The organism is Aliagarivorans marinus DSM 23064, from assembly GCF_000429485.1.
Taxonomy (GTDB): domain Bacteria; phylum Pseudomonadota; class Gammaproteobacteria; order Enterobacterales; family Celerinatantimonadaceae; genus Aliagarivorans; species Aliagarivorans marinus.
On sequence record NZ_AUBY01000020.1, the window covers coordinates 42,950 to 61,242 of the forward strand.

Annotated in this window: 12 protein-coding genes; 8 read left to right on the forward strand and 4 right to left on the reverse strand. The window is 55.4% G+C overall.

Annotated elements, in window-relative coordinates; all coding sequences use genetic code 11:
- Positions 1–107: 107 nt before the first annotated feature.
- The 5 genes from G461_RS0109585 to G461_RS0109610 all read left to right on the forward strand — a co-directional run bounded on the left by G461_RS0109585 (position 108) and on the right by G461_RS0109610 (position 8,698).
- Positions 108–1,808, forward strand: coding sequence for a sensor histidine kinase (locus G461_RS0109585; RefSeq protein WP_026971680.1), 1,701 nt, complete (start codon positions 108–110; stop codon positions 1,806–1,808).
- Positions 1,808–2,527, forward strand: a complete 720-nt coding sequence (btsR, locus tag G461_RS0109590; protein WP_026957680.1) for a two-component system response regulator BtsR — start codon at positions 1,808–1,810, stop codon at positions 2,525–2,527. The genes G461_RS0109585 and btsR overlap by 1 nt, the downstream gene beginning before the upstream one ends.
- Positions 2,528–2,759: 232 nt before the next feature.
- Positions 2,760–4,022: a dicarboxylate/amino acid:cation symporter gene (locus G461_RS0109595; RefSeq protein ID WP_026971681.1), complete on the forward strand. Its 1,263-nt coding sequence runs from the start codon at positions 2,760–2,762 to the stop codon at positions 4,020–4,022.
- 316 nt (positions 4,023–4,338) lie between these two features.
- The gene (locus tag G461_RS0109605; RefSeq protein WP_026957682.1) at positions 4,339–5,808 is read left to right on the forward strand and encodes a carbon starvation CstA family protein; all 1,470 of its coding nucleotides are present in this window, start codon (positions 4,339–4,341) and stop codon (positions 5,806–5,808) included.
- 154 nt (positions 5,809–5,962) lie between these two features.
- A complete protein-coding gene (locus G461_RS0109610) occupies positions 5,963–8,698 on the forward strand; it encodes a DUF2339 domain-containing protein (protein ID WP_026971682.1) in 2,736 nt (911 codons plus the stop codon).
- A gap of 82 nt (positions 8,699–8,780) precedes the next feature.
- On the opposite strand, the gene G461_RS0109615 is transcribed toward G461_RS0109610, so the two are convergent.
- Positions 8,781–11,771 carry a DUF748 domain-containing protein gene (locus G461_RS0109615; RefSeq protein ID WP_026971683.1) on the reverse strand — a complete coding sequence of 997 codons (2,991 nt, stop codon included), beginning with the start codon at positions 11,769–11,771 and terminating at the stop codon, positions 8,781–8,783.
- 46 nt (positions 11,772–11,817) lie between these two features.
- Entirely contained in the window at positions 11,818–12,444 is a 627-nt protein-coding gene (locus tag G461_RS0109620) for a LysE family translocator (protein ID WP_026957685.1), read from the reverse strand.
- A 223-nt stretch (positions 12,445–12,667) separates the two neighbouring features.
- Here G461_RS0109620 and G461_RS0109625 point away from each other — a divergent pair, with 223 nt between their 5' ends.
- The 3 genes from G461_RS0109625 (at position 12,668) to G461_RS0109635 (ending at position 17,228) form a co-directional block, all read left to right on the forward strand.
- Positions 12,668–13,912, forward strand: a complete 1,245-nt coding sequence (locus G461_RS0109625; RefSeq protein WP_026971684.1) for a diguanylate cyclase — start codon at positions 12,668–12,670, stop codon at positions 13,910–13,912.
- A 97-nt stretch (positions 13,913–14,009) separates the two neighbouring features.
- On the forward strand, positions 14,010–15,344 hold the full coding sequence (locus G461_RS0109630) for a DEAD/DEAH box helicase (protein ID WP_026971685.1): 1,335 nt from the start codon (positions 14,010–14,012) through the stop codon (positions 15,342–15,344).
- 105 nt (positions 15,345–15,449) lie between these two features.
- Entirely contained in the window at positions 15,450–17,228 is a 1,779-nt protein-coding gene (locus G461_RS0109635; RefSeq protein WP_026971686.1) for an ABC transporter ATP-binding protein, read from the forward strand.
- Here G461_RS0109635 and G461_RS25500 read toward each other — a convergent pair.
- Positions 17,211–17,687: a DUF2390 domain-containing protein gene (locus G461_RS25500; RefSeq protein ID WP_051333485.1), complete on the reverse strand. Its 477-nt coding sequence runs from the start codon at positions 17,685–17,687 to the stop codon at positions 17,211–17,213. The two genes, G461_RS0109635 and G461_RS25500, sit on opposite strands and share 18 nt — an antisense overlap.
- 171 nt (positions 17,688–17,858) lie before the next feature.
- A complete protein-coding gene (locus G461_RS0109645; RefSeq protein WP_026957690.1) occupies positions 17,859–18,074 on the reverse strand; it encodes a cold-shock protein in 216 nt (71 codons plus the stop codon).
- Positions 18,075–18,293: the final 219 nt, after the last annotated feature.

Genomic DNA, 18,293 nt, shown 5'->3' on the forward strand with positions numbered 1-18,293 from the left:
TATATACCTAAAGACAACAACTTAGGTATCAGCTCGCATTTTCGGGCAGCCGAAACTCCCGCTCAGAAAATAGGCGCTATGATACCTACATCCTAACGAAACAAGCGATGCCGATTAACGATTTTACCCTGTTGCTGGCGCTGGCCCAGCAGATGAGTGTGTTTTTGGTGGTGGCCTACTTACTCAGTAAAACCCCCATCTTCTTGCCGCTGACCAACCTAAGTCCGCGCCTGCCTAACACCGTTACCATCTATCTGCTGTTCTCGGCATTTTGTGCACTGGGCTCCTACTTTGGGGTGCTGGTGGGCGATGCCATTGCCAACACCCGCGCCATTGGCGCCGTACTGGGCGGCCTGTTTGGCGGTCCCACCATCGGCTATATGGTCGGACTAACCGGCGGCCTGCATCGCTACTATATGGGCGGCTTTACCGATTTGGCCTGCGCGGTATCGACCACTGCCGAGGGCTTGTTGGGCGGCTTGGTCCACTACTACGTGCGCCGCCGCAGCCATCGCAGCGAAGACTTATTCTCGCCCTTGTTGGCCTTTACCGTCACCTTGGTGGCCGAGGCAATGCAGATGGGTCTGATCCTACTCATCGCTAAGCCCTACGACCAAGCGTTGGAGCTGGTAAAACAGATCGCCCTGCCGATGCTGCTGGCCAACTCCTGTGGCGCGGCACTGTTTATGATGATGATCCGTGACCGCCGCCGGATCTACGACAAGTACACCAGTTACTCCTCCACCAAGGCATTGCGCCTCGCCCAACGAATGGTTGGGGTGTTCCGCGAGGGCTTTAACAACAAGAGCGCCGAGAAGATCGCCAAGGTGATCTACCAAGAGATCGGCGTATCGGCGGTGGCAATCACCAACACCAAGGAAGTGCTGGCCTTCACCGGTATGGGCAGCGACCATCATAAAGCGGGCATGCCCATCTCCACCGGTCAAACCACCCTAGCCATTCAGGAAAACCGAGTGGTGTTTGCCAACGGCCTGGAAGACCAATACCAATGCTCGATACGCGACAACTGCCCACTGGGGAGTGCCTTGGTGGTGCCAATCCGCGGCGCTGAAAACGAGGTAATTGGTACGGTAAAACTGTACGAGTCGAAGCGCCGGCTGTTTCTCAACATTAACCGCGCCTTAGGCGAAGGTATTGCCAGCGTACTCACCGAGCAGCTCACCGTAAGCCGCTACCTCCAGCAAAAGCAGTTGCTCACCGAAGCCGAGCTGAAAGCCGCCAAGGCGCAGATCAGCCCACACTTCTTGTTCAATGCCCTGAATACCATTAGCGCAGTGGTGCGCCGCGATGCCGATGCCTCGCGCAGCTTGATTGCCGACTTAGCGCTGTTTCTGCGCAACAACCTCAAGAGCAATCAGCAGCTCAACAGCGTGGCCAGCGAGCTGGAGCACACCATGGCCTACCTGCATATCGAGCAGGTGCGCTTTGCCGACCGCCTGGAGGTGGACGTAGATATTCACAATGATCTGATGCAGCAGGTGCTGCCCAGCTTTAGTCTGCAACCGCTGGTAGAAAATGCCATTAAACACGGCACCTCGAAGCTGCTGGAAACCGGCAAGCTTAAGATCTACAGCCGCGAACATAGTGGTATCCAGCAGATTGTGGTGGAAGACAATGCCGGCCTCTATCAACAACCAGAGGCACCCAGCGAAGAAGGCTTGGGCATGCATATCGTAGACATGCGCCTGCGTCATGAGTTTGGTGGCGAATACTGCCTAAAGGTTGAAAGCGAGCCACAACAATTTACTCGGATGGTGATCAGCCTGCCGAATAAGGAGCAACACTAATGAAAGCCTTTGTGGTGGATGATGAGCCACTAGCCCGCGAGGAGCTGATTGAGCTGCTCAAACAGCACAGTGATATCGAGGTCGTTGGCAGCTATGGCAATGCCTTGGAGTGCCTTAAGGCGCTCTCGACCCACAAACCCGATGTGATCTTTCTAGATATCGAGATGCCGCAGATCACCGGGCTGGAGCTGGCCAACATGCTCGAAGGCGAGCATGCCCCAGAGATTATCTTCGTCACCGCCTACGACGAATTTGCCCTTGCCGCGTTCGAGCGTAACGCGGTGGACTACTTGCTAAAGCCGGTGGTGCCGGAGCGCTTAAAAAAATCCTTGGTGCGCCTGCAAGCCCGCCAACCCGAGCCGACACCCAACAGCTATCAAAGCATGCTGCAGGATGAGCCACTGAAGCTGATCCCTTGCTACTTTAACAACCGGGTGAAACTGCTGCGCCAGCAGGATATCGAGTATGCCTACTCCGACCTCAGTGGCGTGCATGTAGTAACCGCCGAGGGCACCAACCACACTCAGATCACTTTGAAGGCGCTGGAGGACAAAACGCCGCTGCTGCGCTGCCATCGTCAGTACCTGGTCAACGTCGAGGCGATCAAGGAGATCGCCATCGAAGACAACGGAGGTGCCATCTTGTTTACCCACCACGGTGCCCAACTGCCAGTGAGCCGCCGCTACTTTAAGTCCATCAAACAGCACTTTGGTCTGTAACTAACGCCTCAGATCACGTTCTTCAATCACCTTGCCCTCGCCCTAGAGGGCAAAACTCTCAGTTTTGCTAACAGCTCAGTGTAAAACCCTGATCTTAGTGGCAGTTATCCCACCCTGATGTTGCAGATTAATAGAACAAATAATAAAAGACCTTTGGAGTTTTTCGTTAGCCTTTTGAAAAAGGTTAATAGATATCGCCAAATTTCAACAATCTCATGGTGGAGAGTAAAACGTGGATAAAGCAAAAGGGTATCTGGGCAATATCGGTGTTCAGGTGGTAATCGCAATGGTCCTGGGTACCGCAATCGGTGCCATGATGGGCGAGTCTGCTGCGGTGTTCGCCCCGCTCGGAACAATCTTTATTAACCTAATCAGAATGTTGGTGATCCCACTGGTGGCAGTGGCGCTGATCTCCGGCGCCGCGGGTCTGGGCAACAGCCAAAACGCCGGCAAAGTGGGCATGACCACACTGGGCTTCTTCGGCATCACCTCAGCGTTGGCGGTTGCCTTGGCATTGCTGATGGGTATTGTGTTTAAGCCTGGATCTGGTGTAAACATGAGCGCAGTACAAGGCATGTTCTCGACAGAATACGCCGCGCAAGGTGAGCTGCCGACCTTCTGGGAAACCATCACCGGGATGATCCCCACCAACGTGTTTGAGTCGCTAACCGGCGGTAACATCCTGCAAATTTTGGTGTTCTGCATGTTCTTCGGCATCGCGATCTCCCGCCTGGAGCGCAGCCGCCGCGAACCGCTGATCAACGGGGTAAACTCGATTGTTGAAGCGATGGTGTGGATGATCAACAAGGTAATGCTGATTGCCCCTCTCGGTGTATTTGGCCTGATGGCTGAAGCGGTAGGCACCTTCGGCTTTAGCGCCCTGACCGTGGTGGCCAAGCTGTTTTTTGTTTATGTAGCTGCGATTTTAATCTTTGGCTTTATCGGCTTCCCGCTGATGGTTCAAGCCTTCTCTAAAGTCAGCGCTCGCCAGTTTATCTCGATGATGAAGAAGCCTCAGGTGGTGGCACTGTCTACCGCCTCGTCGATGGCTACCCTGCCAGTGACCATGGACACCGTGGAGAACGAACTAAAAGTGCGCAACTCCACCGCCTCGTTCGTGCTGCCACTGGGCGCCACCATCAATATGGCCGGTAACGCCATCTACTACGGTCTGGTTGCAGTGTTCTTCGCCCAGATGTTTGACGTAGATCTGAGCATGGGAGCCTACATTGCCATCATTCTCACCTCGACCTTAGGCGCTGTCGGTCAGGCCGGTGTACCGGGCCCGTCCTTCTTGGTGGTTGCAGTACTGCTGGCAGCCGGTATTCCTATCGAAGGCCTGCCGCTGCTGTTCGCTTTGGACCGTGTGTTTGACATGATCCGCACCGCTCTGAACATTACCGGTGATGCGGCCTGCGCGGTTATCGTCGACAACTTGGTTGAAGAAGAAGTGAGCGTTACCGAGCCGGTAAGCCTGCGCGCTGAGCGCGCCTAGATCTCGCCTCGATCTTGCTTAAGTTTCGCTTTAAACAGGGCAGCCTCCAGCGGGCTGCCCTGAATCTTTGAACACATTTCCCTACTACCTGAAACGCGCCCCGCAACGCCCGCCTATCGCTGTCACTCGCCGCTTTGTGATCCCGCTCAAATCCTTAAATTTTAGTAACAAATAAATCACTACCACTTACTGGCTATTTCGACCACTAAGGTCTCGATAGCACCGCTTAGCTAGTGATCAAATGAGAGCAAGTGCTGAGCTCGTTACAATCGCTCACAGATTTAAGTACCCCTACCCAAAACAGAGAGACAGCAACATGATCTGGTTCCTAACTTGCGTAGCAGCCTTGATTGGTGGCTACTTCATCTACGGCGCGTTCGTCGAGAAAGTCTTTGGCATCAACGAAAACCGTCAAACCCCGGCTTACGCTAAGCAAGACGGTGTTGACTACCTGCCAATGTCGCAAAAACGTGTTTACCTTATTCAACTTCTTAACATCGCTGGTGTTGGCCCGATCTTCGGCCCAATCATGGGTGCCTTGTACGGCCCAGCGGCGATGCTGTGGATTGTAATCGGCTGTATCTTCGCCGGCGCAACCCACGACTACTTCTCTGGCATGCTGTCAGTGCGTAACGGCGGTGCGTCTGTTCCGGCACTGGCTGGTCGTTACCTCGGCCCAGCTGCTCGCCACTTTATGAATGTGTTTGCTGTCGTTCTATTGTTGTTGGTGGGTGTGGTGTTTGTATCGGCGCCAGCGGGCATGATTACTAACCTGATCAACTCGCAAACCGAGCTGACCGTTGCCTTGGGTAGCATGGTAACCATTATCTTCGCCTACTACGTGGTTGCCACCATCGTACCTATCGATAAAGTGATAGGCCGCTTCTATCCGTTCTTCGGCGCGCTGCTTATCTTTATGTCGGTTGGCCTGATTACCGCGATTGCCTTCTCGGCGGATCACCAAGTACTAGCTGGCTTCGAGCCAAGCCAAATGTTTAGCAACATGAACCCGAACGACATGCCACTATGGCCTGCTCTGTTCATCACCATCGCTTGTGGTGCTATCTCTGGTTTCCACGCGACTCAGTCTCCACTGATGGCGCGCTGCATGGAAAACGAGAAGAACGGTCGCTTCGTGTTCTACGGTGCAATGATTGGTGAAGGTGTTATCGCCCTGATTTGGTGTGCTATTGCACTGTCTTTCTTCGGCAGCGTTGACTCTCTGGCTGCTGCAGTTGCTGACGGTGGCCCGGGTAAAGTGGTATACGACGCATCATTCGGCCTGCTGGGTGTATTCGGTGGCATCATCGCCTTCTTGGGTGTGGTTATCCTGCCAATCACCTCTGGCGACACCGCGTTCCGCTCAACCCGTCTGATTCTGGCTGAATACTTCAACATGAAGCAGACCAAAGTGAAGAACCGTCTGGCTATCGCGGTACCGGTATTCACCGTAGGTGCCATCCTGACTCAGGTGGACTTCGGGATTATCTGGCGCTACTTCGGCTTTGCGAACCAGCTGACTGCAGTAATGATGCTGTGGACTGCCTCAGCCTACCTGCTACGCCACAACAAGCTGCACTGGATTACTACCCTGCCAGCCATGTTTATGAGCACTGTAGTGGTGACCTTCATCCTGAACTCAAGCTCACAAGGCTTCGGTCTGCCGATGAACGTATCAACCATCGCCGGCATCGTAACCACCTTGGTTATCACTGGCCTGATGATTAGCACCATGAAAGGTCGTGGTGAAGATGACGCAGAAGCGTCAGAGCTTGAGCAAGCCTAAAACTATTCCTTAGCTCTCTTGCTTTTGAGGCACCTTCGGGTGCCTTTTTTTGTTGTTCTCTTTTTGTTAATCGTCTTAGTAATTCAAAAGGTCACTGTAAACAGCGGCTTAGCTCCGTTATAGTCAACGCACTGAATTCTAAAAGGACCTTATCGTGGAAATTGTGGTGATGATAGGTTTGGCGGTGCTGGTGCTGCCGATAATTGCCATCGTGATGGCCAGCAACGCTGGCTCGTCAATCCGCAGCCTTAAACAGCGGCAAGTGCAGTTGGAGCAGCAAGTCGAAGCCCTGCAGCGTCAAATTTCGCAACAGCGCGCAGCCCCTGTAGCAGAGCAAAGCGATTCCCTGTCTGAGCCTGAAGCGGTGCCAGCCTCAACGATCACCGAGCCCCCGCCAGTTGTTCCTGTCGCGGAGACTGGCAGCGCAGTACCGGAGTCCCTAGCTCAGAGCGCAACCGAGTCTCAACAAGCGGCAAGCCCCACCAAGGCTATCGACAAGTCACAGCTAGAACCAGAGCCCGCAAGCGCGTGGGCGACGCCTACCGAATCCCCGATTATCCAGCACCTGAAGCGTTTCTGGATGGCCTGGAGTGGTGGCCTTTGCGTGGCCTTGGCGGGGATTTTTATGGTGCGCTACTCCATCGAAGAGGGCTTACTCTCCCCTGCCGCTCGCGTGAGCATAGGTGCAGCAATGGGCTTGTTGCTGCATGGCGTTGCCATCAAGTTGCGTCAGCGCACCCTACCTGATGTACCGGTCGCCCTTGGCGCCTTAGCCGGCGGGGCCAGCCTATGTATCTTCGCCAGTGTTCTCTCCGCCCAACACCTCTATCACTTAATTCCCGAATGGCTAAGCTTTACGCTGTTGGCGGTAACCGCCGTCGCCACCATGTGGCTGGCACTGTTCTACGGTCCGCCACTGGCCGGGCTGGGCATACTTGGCGCCTATCTGGTCCCGCTAGTACTGGGTGCCAGCGAGTCTAACTGGCCGATGGCCTTTGGTTACAGCCTGCTGGTAAGCATCAGCGCCTTGGGCGTGCTGCGCTATGTGTTCCGCGATTGGCTCTGGTACGGCGCGCTAGCGGGCGCATTACTGTGGTTTGGCCTCAGCATTGTTGATGCGGCTAACACACCGACGCTGGTGCTGCTGCAATCCACCTACCTGGCGGTGCTTGGCTATCTGCTGCTGGCCTTCCCCAGCGGCGATTGGGCACTAACTCAAGTGCTGCGCTATCCAGACAAGCGCTTCCCCTATAAAGCGGCGCTGCTCAGGTTAGTAAAACCAGGCCGCGAGCCACGTGAGATCCAAGCCTTCTCCTTTGGCCTGTTGGTGTTAGCCCAATGCCTGAGCCTGCTTACCGTCAGTCTAAGCAGCCCTGCCAGCTGGAGCTGGCTACCACTGATGGCGCTGCTATTATGGGCCAGTAGCCGCCAAGAGCGGCTTAGCTACTACCCGTGGCTGTACCTGATAGGGCTATTGGCGATATTGCTGGCGCGTCAGTTTGATGTGGATAGCCTAAGCATGCTACCGCTGGCCCAAGCGGGTTTAAGTACCTGGCATTACAGCGGCTTGGCCTTGGCAGCCTTAGTGTTTGCTGCGGCGGGCTACAGCCTCAAGCACTGCCGCGCCAAAGCCTTGTGGGCCAGCTTGGCGTTTTTCAGTACTCCGCTGTTACTGCTAAGCGGCTACCTGCTGCGGCCCAATCTCAGCACGTCACTGTGGGCTGGCAATATGCCGTGGGTAGTGATCACCTTGCTGGTTGGCCTGCTAAACTTCGCCTTGCTCTCTCGGGTTGCCGGGCGGCGCGAGTGGCGCAGTCTGGCGATCAGCGTATCGCTGGCCGGGCACTTTTGTTATGCCCTGAGCGTAAGCTGGCTGCTCGATAGCACTGGCCTCACCTTCGCCCTGAGCTTACAGCTATGGGCGCTGGCCGCCACCATCAAGCGCTTCCGTCTGCCGCAATTGGCCTGGGCCTACAAAGTGCTGCTAACGCTGGTGGTTGGCCGCCTAAGCTTGCACCCACTGCTGTTTGAGCTCGATAAGCAATCGCTATGGCTACTACTCAATGGCTTTGCCGCTACCGCGCTATGCGTGTTGGCAGGCAAGCAACTGGGTCGCTATCAGCAGCTCAAGGCTTGGAGCGAGGGCGCGATGATCCACCTGCTCACACTCAGCCTGTGGGCCGCCCTGCGCTATCTGTTGCACAACGGCGATCTGTTCCAACGCAGCTACAGCGCCACCGAGGCCAGCTTGAACATGCTGCTGTTTGGCGCGCTGGCGCTGGTTTATCAATACCGTAGCCATCTGGCGGGCAAACTGCGCCGCTACTACCAAGGCTATGCCGTGGTGCTGTTGGTCGCTGCTGCTGCCAACTACACGCTATTGCTGATGGCGCTGACCTATAACTTGCCTTGGCTGTGGCAGAACGTGGGCAGCTGGCCGCTGTTTAACCTCAGCACCCTAAGCTTTGCCACGCCGGCCCTGCTGTTAGCGCTTGGTGGACAGCTCCATCGCCCATGGCGCAACTACTGTTGGTATGCTGCAGCGGCGACAATCTGGCTGTGGCTGAACATCGCATTACACCATTTATGGCAGGGCAGCGTGCGCTGGGATCTACCGATTTCCAGTGCAGAGGTGTACAGCTTCTCGCTGATGTGGCTGCTACTGGCCATTGCCGCCATCTTGCTGGGGCATCGCTATCAGCTGAAGGCGGTGTATCAGTTTGGTCTGGCGCAGCTACTGCTGACCATCGGCAAGTTGTTCTTGGTCGATATGGAAGGGCTCACTGGGCTGCTGCGGGTGGCGTCGTTCTTGGGCATGGGCCTGAGCCTGCTCGGCCTGTCTTACCTGCATAAACAGTTGGTGGGCAGCGCTAAACAAGAATCGGACTAGCTCAGTAAATGCGGTGGTCAACAACCTGTGCCACCGCATTTTGACTGGCGCGCTCTTGCGAAAAGACAAAAGAGCGAAAGGGCTAGTTCGCAAGTATCGATAGCTCCACCGATGGCTCGCCTTGGGCGCTCTGCCGGTCGACCCGTTCAACAAACACCCGCTCCAACTCGATCCCCTGCTCCAGCAAGGCCTGCTTAACCGCATCGGCGCGTGCCTCTGCCAGCGCCTTGTAGCGCTGCTCGTCCACCTGCTGGATGTCCATCAGAGTTTGGTAACGCAAACCCAGTAACTCCTCGTCCAGCGCGGCTAAGCGGTCCTCGGCCTGCAGCTGCTGGCGCAGTTGTTGGTAGGCTTCAGTGGCTTGCTCCGCGGGTATGGCCTCGAGGTAGGCTTGCTCAAGCGCGGTTTGCAGCGAGGGCTCGACGAGGATCTCATCCAAGCCGATTAATGCCACTGCGGCATCCGATTCGCCAGCACTTTGCTGTTGATCACTAAGCTGTTGACCGCTAAGCAGTTGCTCGCTAAGCAGTTGCTGCTTGATCGCCTCAGCCTCGCCGACCGGGTCAACATAGCCCTGTAGGCCCAGCTTGACTGAAGGGCGCTGCTGGATGCCCTTCGCTAGCGAGGCAATGCGCTGGCTCTGCGCAGCTGTTAGCTCGCTGCTGCCCGGGGCAAAGCTCACTTGGCTGAGGTTGTCGTCGGTTCCCACCAAGCTGGCAATAATGGAAAAGGGCGAGGTAATCAACTTGGTAATCGCACTACCAATGGCCTTGCCGATCAGCGCACTGACATCGAAGCTAGGGTCATTGATATCGCCATTGACCTGCAAACCGAGGTCAATCACCCCTTGGTCATCCTCAAGCAGGGCTACCGCCAGCTCCAGCGGCAAACTGGTAGCCTTCTCGCTTTGGATCCGCTTGCCCAGCTTAAGCTGTTCGATGACGATGCGATTGTCGCCATTGAGCTGGCCTTGCTCCACCTGATAACCCAGGTCCAGCGACAGCTGGCCCCGCTCAATCACATAGCCCGCGTAGGTGCCTGAGTAGGCATTCAGTCGGGTCAGCTCCAGGTGTTCAAAGCTAAGCGCACTGTCGAACTGCAACTGCTCGGCAAACGGCGCGGCAGAGCCTTGGAAGGCAACCGGCGCATAGCCATCCACCTGCCCGCTAAGTTGCAGCTCGGCCGAGCTATCCGGGTGGTTACTCAAAGCGCCAAGTTGTCCATTGACCCGTTGGATATCGGTTTGAAAGTTCGGCTCAAGGGTATAGTCAGCAAAATCCACCTGACCATCCTTCAGGCTCAAGCCCGCCAGCTCAATGGTCCAAGGCGCCGGCTCGCTATCTTCACCTTGGCTCGCCGGCTGCTCATCGTTGGCTGAGCTATCGCTGGGGCTACTGGTGGGCTTTACAAGGCCTTGCAAGTTGGTGCTGAAATCGGGGCGGATCTCTATCTGCATGGCAGGTGCATCCAGCTGGCTACTGGCAATACGAATCAGCCGAGTTTGCGAGTCCACCTCCAGCGAAGGCACATCTAAGCGGTCCCAAGCTAGCAGTTCACTTTGGTCTCGCTGGTCAATAATCTTCAGCTGCCCTAACTGATAACCACCAGCTAGCTGATAGCTGAGCGGCTCCGCCCAGCTCAGCTTTAGCTCAGGGGTGGCCGAGAACAGCGCAGACTGGAGCGATATCTCCAGATAAGGGCTTAGGTAGCGGTTAAGCAGGCCCAGATTGAGCTGATCAATCTCGCCAGCTAACGCCAAGGATTGGCCTGAAGGGTCAACGAGTCCGGCAAAGTCTAAGCGCCCACCGCTTGCAATGGAGAGACTCAGCTGGCTATCGAAGGCCTGCAACTGAGAGTCAATCGCGCCAGCTCGCAGGGCTTCCAGCAGCAGCTGGTGTTGAACAGGCTCGCCGGAGAGCTGCTCATCAAAGCGCAGCTTGGCATTGGCTATAGCTACTTGCTCAACACTCCAGCGCCAGGCTGACTCAGCAGGTTCCGGTTCTGGAGCGGGCTTCTCTGCAGATGATTCCGGCTGAAGCTTCGCAAGTGGCAATAGCTCTTGCTCGTCATCCAGAGCTAGCCATAGCGATAAGCCCTCGGAGTCGATCGAGGAGACGGATAGCTGTTGTTGCGCTAAATCAAATGCCAAGCCGCTAACGCGGAGTCGCTCCTGACTTAGCCATGGCTGCTGCTCAATGGCTAACTGCAGATCGGCAATTGTCAGTTGCTCACCGGCGAGTTTAAGCTCAACCTCCTCGGCAAAATCGAGATCCAACTCCAAGTCCAGATCCAACTTGCCTTGCTGCAACTGGATATCCACCGGCAGTTCGACCAACTGCACCAACGGGCTTAGGGCGATCTGCTTGAGGCTCAGCGCGCCTTGTAAGTGGCTATCGATCAGGTCTAAGCGCCCCAGCCAATGTAGCTCGCCACCACTGCTAAAACTCATGTCCAAGCGGTGCTGCTGGTCTTCGGCAGCCAGGTAGCTACTCAGCTCACTGATCTCAAGATTGATCGGATCCAGGCTCAGCGACTTGCCACTGCGCGCGTCGCGATAGTCTACTAGAGCATCAATCAGACGAGTATTGCTGAGGGTAAAGCGCGGTAGCCCACCATCGGCAGGCTGCTCAACCTCATTTGGCGATGACTCCGCAGGCGCTTGAAACGGGGCGAGCTTTTGCCAATTAAGTAGCCCTTGCTCGTCTACGCTCACATGCACATGCAGGCGCTCAAGCTCTATCGCGGTGACCAGCCATGCACGCTCAAGCACTGACGATAGCGATAGCTCGACTCTGGCGGCCTGCAGCGAGAGCAATGGCTCCTCTGCGCTGCCCAGCTCCAGCTCGCTTAACTGAGCACTTAGTTTAAAGGGATGAAAGGTTAGCGATCCAAGACGGGCAGGTGTTCCAAGTTGCGCACTCAGCTGCTTCTCTGCCTGCGAGCGGCCAAGGGTAGGCACAGCGACTAAGGCAAGCAGCAAATAGACCGCGAACAGACCGACCACCACCAGCAGTAAGATTTTCCACCAAGCCCATCGCTTGCTTTTGTTTACCTCTGATGCTGGCTGTGTCATTGCACTTGCTCCCGTGAAGGCCATCTGAGTGAGCTGAGTCTAAGCATTATTTATGACCACTAAAAAGCAAACGAATTCCCAAGCCTAGCAAGGCGAGCCCCATGGTGCGTTCAAACCAGTGACCCACCTTCAAAAATTGCCTGCGCACCCGTTGCGTTGTCAGCAAGTAAGACAGCAGCATAAACCACAGTGCGGTTGCCACCATCATGTACACACCATAGGCGAACTGCACCGCGATCGGCGTGTCGTGGCTGATCACCACCGAGAACAGTGAAAGGAAGAACAGCAGGGCCTTCGGATTGGTGCCATTGGTCAGAAAGCCGTTGATGAAGGCTTGCCGAGGGGTCATGGCATTGCCGCCATCCAGCTCAATATCCTGCTGACTACGCGCCCCGGCTCTGAGCGACATAATCCCGATGTAAATCAGATAGCCCGCCCCCACCAGCTTCACCAGATTAAACAGCCATAAGGAGTTGGCTACGATAAGGCCGATCCCCAGCACCGAGTACAGCACATGGATAAAGATGGCGCAGCCGACGCCGATGGAGGTTAGCATCGCCGCTTGCCGCCCTTGAGTAACGCCGTTTCGCAGCACCACCGCGAAATCAGGCCCGGGCGAGGCCACCGCCAACAAGTGCACCAAGGCCACGGTGGCAAACTCTGTCCAATACATGCTCATTCCACAAAAATTCTGAGTAATTCCAACATACTATACCGAAAGCCCACCAAGTGGCAGGTAGCGCTTAGTCATCGTGGCAGAGAAGATACCCACAGCAAATGAAGAGATTTGGAGCAGTATCATCCACGTTTGCGTTTTGCCCCCAGCCGTCTATCTTCACCATTCGAGTTTGCAAGGATGCTCTACACTTAGCCAAGTGCAGTAGAAGGAATACGTTATGCTCCAAGTGCTGATAGTCGATGACAGCGCCACCGTTCTGAAGATCATTCGCCACGTCAGTGGCCGCCTCACCCACCTAAAGCCCGTGTTTGCTTCCAGCTTTGAACAAGCTAAGCAGCTGTATTTGAGCGCGCCGGATCAGTACTTTGCCGCCTTGTCCGATTACAGCCTGCCGGATTCACCCAACGGCGAACTCATCGACTTCTTGCTCGAACAAGGCCTACCGACCGTGGTGCTTTCGGGTTCGTTCAATGAAAAAAATCAGGGTGAGCTCATCCTCAAGGGCGTGGTCGACTATGTGCTCAAGGAGGGGCGCTACTCTTACGAGCTGGCGATGGACCTACTCAACCAGCTCTATCAAAACCGCAATGTAAAGGTGCTGGTCGCTGAAGATTCGCGCAGCGCCCGCAAATATATCGTCGGTCAACTCAATCGCCACCTCTATCAGGTGATCGAGGCCGAGAACGGCGCGATAGCACTGCAAGCCCTGCGTGATGACCCAGAAATCAAGCTGTTGATTACCGATTATCAGATGCCGGAAATGGATGGCTATCAACTGGTGCAAACCATTCGCCACGAGATGGCCACTCGGCGCCTGTCGATTCTTGGGCTCTCTTCAGCCGACAATGTCATCGTCTCCAGCAAGTTCATTAAAAATGGCGCCGACGACTTCCTGCACAAGCCCTTCTCGGTGGAAGAGTTTCAGTGCCGGGTTAGCCACAACCTGAATACCCTGAGTATGCTCGAAGAGCTGGAGAAAGCCGCCTATCAAGACTACCTGACCGAGATCCCCAACCGTCGCTTCTTTATCGAGCGGGCCCGTGAGCTCTACGAGCAAGCCGAAAGTAAGCAAACCCAACTGGCAGTGGCGGTCATGGATATCGACAAGTTCAAGCTGTTTAACGACCAACACGGCCATGAGGCCGGCGATGCGGTGCTAAAACACTTTGCGCAAATCCTGAAGCGTTGTTTGGGCAAGTTTGTGTTTGGTCGCACCGGCGGCGAAGAGTTCAGTGTCGCGATGGCGGGGCTAAGCAACGACCAGGCCTACCAACTGCTCGATGCCTTCCGTAATCAGATCGCCGATAGCCAATGTGACTACAACGGCCAACAGCTCACCATCACCGTGAGCATCGGGGTGACCAACGACTTGAGCGAGCATCTGGAAGGGCAACTTCACCATGCTGATGAGCTGCTCTACAATGCCAAGGAAGCCGGGCGAAACTTGGTGGTGGGTGATTAGCGCGTTAAACCGCTGCCAGCACCGGAATTGCTCGCTATTGCAGCAGGTCTGAGTATAATCGCCGCCTGTTAACTATCAGCTACAAGAGAGAAGCACCTTGCCATTTAGCCAATTCGGACTTGATCGACGCCTACTTTCCACCCTCGGCCACCTAGGGTTTGATAACGCGACAGAAATCCAGCGCCTTGCCATTCCGGCAGCGATGGCTGGCAAAGACCTAATGGCTTCCTCTAAGACTGGCTCAGGCAAGACTCTGGCCTACCTGCTACCGGCAGTGCAACGCCTGCTTAAACAGCGCGCCCTGTCCAAGCGCGATCCACGCTGTGTAGTGCTGGCGCCAACCCGCGAGCTGGCTAAACAGGTGTTTGCGCAGGTACGCACCCTGCTGGCGAATACCTCGTTCAAAGCGACCTTGATTACCGGTGGCGAGAACTTTAATGACCAGCGTAAAGCGCTGGCCAAAGATCCCCACGTTGTGGTGGCCACTCCAGGCCGTTTGGCCGATCACCTGAGCAAACGCCATTTATATCTGGAAGGGCTGGAGCTGCTGATTCTGGATGAAGCAGACCGTATGCTGGATTTGGGCTTTGCCGCGCAAATCAACCATATCAACCGCGCAGCCAGTCACCGCAAGCGCCAAACCATGATGTTCTCCGCGACCATGGACGACCCTCAAGTGCAGGATATCGCGCAGGGTCTGCTGCAAGCACCCGAACGCATCGCGGTGGGCTTTGGCTTCGCAGTGCACCAAGACATCAGCCAGCGCTTCTACCTAAGCGATAACGTTGAGCACAAGGAGAAGCAACTCGCGGAGCTGCTCAAGCAGCCTGAGCTTAACCAGGCCATCGTGTTCACCGCCACCCGTGCCGACACCCAGCGTCTGGCCGAGTTGTTTAACCAGCAAGGCATCGACAGCGCCGCACTGAACGCCGATCTGAACCAAGGTCAACGCAATCAGATTATGGATGGCTTCGCCCGCGGCCAGTCCAAGGTGCTGTTTACCACCGACTTGGCCTCGCGTGGCTTGGACATTGTGCAGGTTTCCCACGTTATCAACTTCGATATGCCAAAACATGTTGAAGAGTACGTGCATCGCATCGGCCGTACCGGACGCGCCGGCAATCAGGGGCAGGCCTTCTCCTTGGTGGGCCCGAAAGACTGGTACAGCTTCAAAACGCTGGAAAGCATGCTCGAAGGCAAACCCGAGTTTTCTGAGATTGAAGGTCTGGCTGCCAGTTTTAAAGGTCTGGCACCAAAGCGTAAGGCCAACAAGAGCAAGCCTCAGCCTTGGAAGAAGGCCAAGCAAGGGCCGAAGAAAGCAGGCGCAGCTAAACCCGCCAAGCGCAATAAAACCTTCGCTGCTGGCACTGATGTGGGTGAAGCGCCAATTCGCCGCATGAAGGTCAAGCCAGAAGACCTCGATCAGGAGTAGTCACGCAACTGCACCAATCCCTAAGCCACCCCGTATGCGCAATGTATGGTAGCTTAGGAGTCTAGCGTTGCTATCTCGCTTGGCAGTCCAGGAGGAATCACCGGCATGACGCCACAAGCATACAGCTGGCAGAAGATCCGCCAGCTGATCTTCTCCAATAAACGTCCCTTGTTACTGGCGCAGGTGATTGCGATTTTCGCCACCTTGGCCAGTGTTCCCACGCCGCTACTGATGCCACTGTTGGTCGATGAAGTGTTGCTCGAGCAACCCGGCCCCGCACTGGCGGCCCTCGACAAGATCTTACCCAGCGCATGGCATGGCCCCACCGGCTACATTCTCTCAGTACTTTTTTTGGTGTTTCTGCTCCGTTTGGCCAGCACAGTGCTGTGGGTGCTGCAAAACCGTCAGTTCACCATTATCGGCAAACAGATCTGTTTTGAGATCCGCCGCGATCTGGTCGACTACCTCCCCAAGGTACAACTGCGCGAATATGAGACCCAAGGTTCGGGTGGGATCAGCGCTCGCTGTATCACCGATGTGGAAACCTTGGATAAGTTTATCAGCGAGAGTATCTCCAAGTTTGTGGTGGCGATCCTCACGGTGATTGGCACCGCGGCCATCTTGCTGTGGCTTAACTGGCAGCTGGGGTTGGTGATCTTACTGCTGAATCCAGCAGTGGTGTACTTCTCCCAAAGCTTTGGCAAGCGGGTAAAAGAGCTCAAGCGCAAAGAAAACGCCGCCTTTGAGGCCTTTCAACTGGCGCTGATCGAAACCCTGGATAACATCCAGCAGCTGCGTAGCGCCCAGCGCGAGAAGCACTACTTTAAAGAGGTGGTGAGCGCGGCCAACGAGCTTAAACAGCGCGCTATCGACTCGCAGTGGAAGACCGACGCCGCCAACCGGCTTAGCTTTACCGTGTTCTTAGTCGGATTCGAGGCCTTCCGCGCCATCGCCATGCTGATGGTGGTGTTCTCCGATCTGACGGTGGGGCAGATCTTCGCGGTGTTCGGCTACCTGTGGTTTATGATGGGGCCCGTGCAAGAGCTGCTGAATATGCAGTACAGCTATTTTGCTGCCAATGCCGCATTGACTCGCCTCAATCAACTGTTTGCCATGCAGCCTGAGCCCCACTACCCCAATCAAGTCAATCCCTTTGCCAGCGAGGATGATGTGTCAATCAGCCTGCGCGATGTCGATTTCTCCTACAACCCTGAGTCACCGGTGCTGCAGCAGGTTAACTTGGAGGTGCCCGCAGGCAGGCGGGTTGCCTTGGTAGCGGTCAGTGGCGGTGGCAAGTCCACCATGGTGAACTTACTGTTAGGGCTGTATCAGGCCGATCGCGGCAGCATAAGGTTCAACGACGAGCCCATTGAGAAGATCGGTTATGGCTGTATTCGCAGCAACGTCGCCACGGTGTTACAGCAACCGATACTGTTCAATGCCTCAGTGCGCGACAATCTTTGCCTTGGTGCCAACCATGATGACCAAGAGATATGGCAAGCATTAGACATGGCTGAGCTTGGCGACACAGTGCGCGAGCTCGAGCAAGGGCTGGAGGCGCAGGTGGGGCGCAATGGCATCCGCCTCTCTGGCGGGCAGAAGCAACGAATGGCAATTGCCCGTATGGTTTTGAGCAATCCCAAGGTGGTGATCCTCGATGAGGCTACCTCTGCGCTGGATACCCAAACCGAGGCCCGGCTACACCATAATCTACGGCAGTTCCTCAAACAGCGCACCACCTTGATTATCGCCCATCGCCTGAGCGCAATTCGTCAGGCCGATATCATCTATGTGCTGGATGACGGTCGAGTCAGCCAAAGTGGTGAGCACCAGCAGTTATTAGCTCAGCCCGGCCTATATCAAACCCTATACAGCGGTCATTAGGGCCGCGTTTTTTAGTTGCTCGAGCTGAGCGCGGTGCGCGCTTAAGTAGTCCGCCAGCGCATCGTCTGCCGCGACCTTATGCTCACCACTTAGCAGCGCGCTGAGCAGGTGCCCCTGCAGCGCTTGCTCAAGCTGCAACTCCTGAGCTAATAAGTCCTGATACGCCGATTGGCTTAGTTGTACCTTGCGGCTACGCCGCTTAGCGCGAAAGCGCTCCAGCTCCTCGCCATGCTGCTCAAGGCAGCACCGCCCTGCGATAAGATCAACGGCGCGCCCGACCCGCCAGCTATACAGCAGACATAGTGTGAGATTAACGCTCAGACCATGTCGGTCCTGTAAGGCTAACAAGCAGGGCTCAATACCCGGGGCGCGGTAGGTGCGCCCAGCAAACAGCCAAGCCTGCTGCTGATGCCGGTGCAAACTTAGAGGCAACAGAGCGCAATAGTGCGAAGGGCTCAAAGTCAACTTTCCCGAACTCATGTTTTCAAACTCATGTTTTCAAGCCTATGTCTTCAACCCCGTGCTCTCAAACCTGCGTTTGCAAACCCATGTTTTCAAAAGACTGCTCGCTTAGAAAACGCAAACGCCGCCCTAAAGGGCGGCGCTTCGCTAAGTTTGGCAACTTATCTATTAGGCAACAATGTTAACATTGTCAGCCTGAGGACCTTTCTGGCCTTGTACGACTTCGAAAGTCACCGCTTGCCCTTCAACTAGGGTGCGGCGCCCAGTGCCGTTGATTGCACGAAAATGTACAAACACGTCTGGACCAGACTCTTGCGCAATAAAACCAAATCCTTTTTCGTCGTTAAACCACTTAACGGTTCCGTTTAATAACTGATCAGACATCAGCTTCCTCTCATCTCATTCCGGTGCCTTAATGGCATCTATAACCTTGTATGCTCGGCAACGCTCCATACATCTAGCCAAAAACAACTACCCGTCGAGAGTTTAGCTATGCTGTACCACAGCAGTGCATAAGCAATTTTCCTTGGACCTAGTTGTGAAAACCTAGTCGTCCCAAGAGCAAGTGCAGCTTAATGTGTCTTCATGACAAATTGTTTAAGC

Bases quoted from the DNA above. Each gene is read 5' to 3' on its own strand.
- G461_RS0109585 (WP_026971680.1), top strand. From the start codon at position 108: ATGCCGATTAACGATTTTACCCTGTTGCTGGCGCTGGCCCAGCAGATG.
- btsR (WP_026957680.1), top strand. From the start codon at position 1,808: ATGAAAGCCTTTGTGGTGGATGATGAGCCACTAGCCCGCGAGGAGCTG.
- G461_RS0109605 (WP_026957682.1), top strand. From the start codon at position 4,339: ATGATCTGGTTCCTAACTTGCGTAGCAGCCTTGATTGGTGGCTACTTC.
- G461_RS0109615 (WP_026971683.1), bottom strand. From the start codon at position 11,771: ATGACACAGCCAGCATCAGAGGTAAACAAAAGCAAGCGATGGGCTTGG.
- G461_RS0109620 (WP_026957685.1), bottom strand. From the start codon at position 12,444: ATGTATTGGACAGAGTTTGCCACCGTGGCCTTGGTGCACTTGTTGGCG.
- G461_RS0109625 (WP_026971684.1), top strand. From the start codon at position 12,668: ATGCTCCAAGTGCTGATAGTCGATGACAGCGCCACCGTTCTGAAGATC.
- G461_RS0109635 (WP_026971686.1), top strand. From the start codon at position 15,450: ATGACGCCACAAGCATACAGCTGGCAGAAGATCCGCCAGCTGATCTTC.
- G461_RS0109645 (WP_026957690.1), bottom strand. From the start codon at position 18,074: ATGTCTGATCAGTTATTAAACGGAACCGTTAAGTGGTTTAACGACGAA.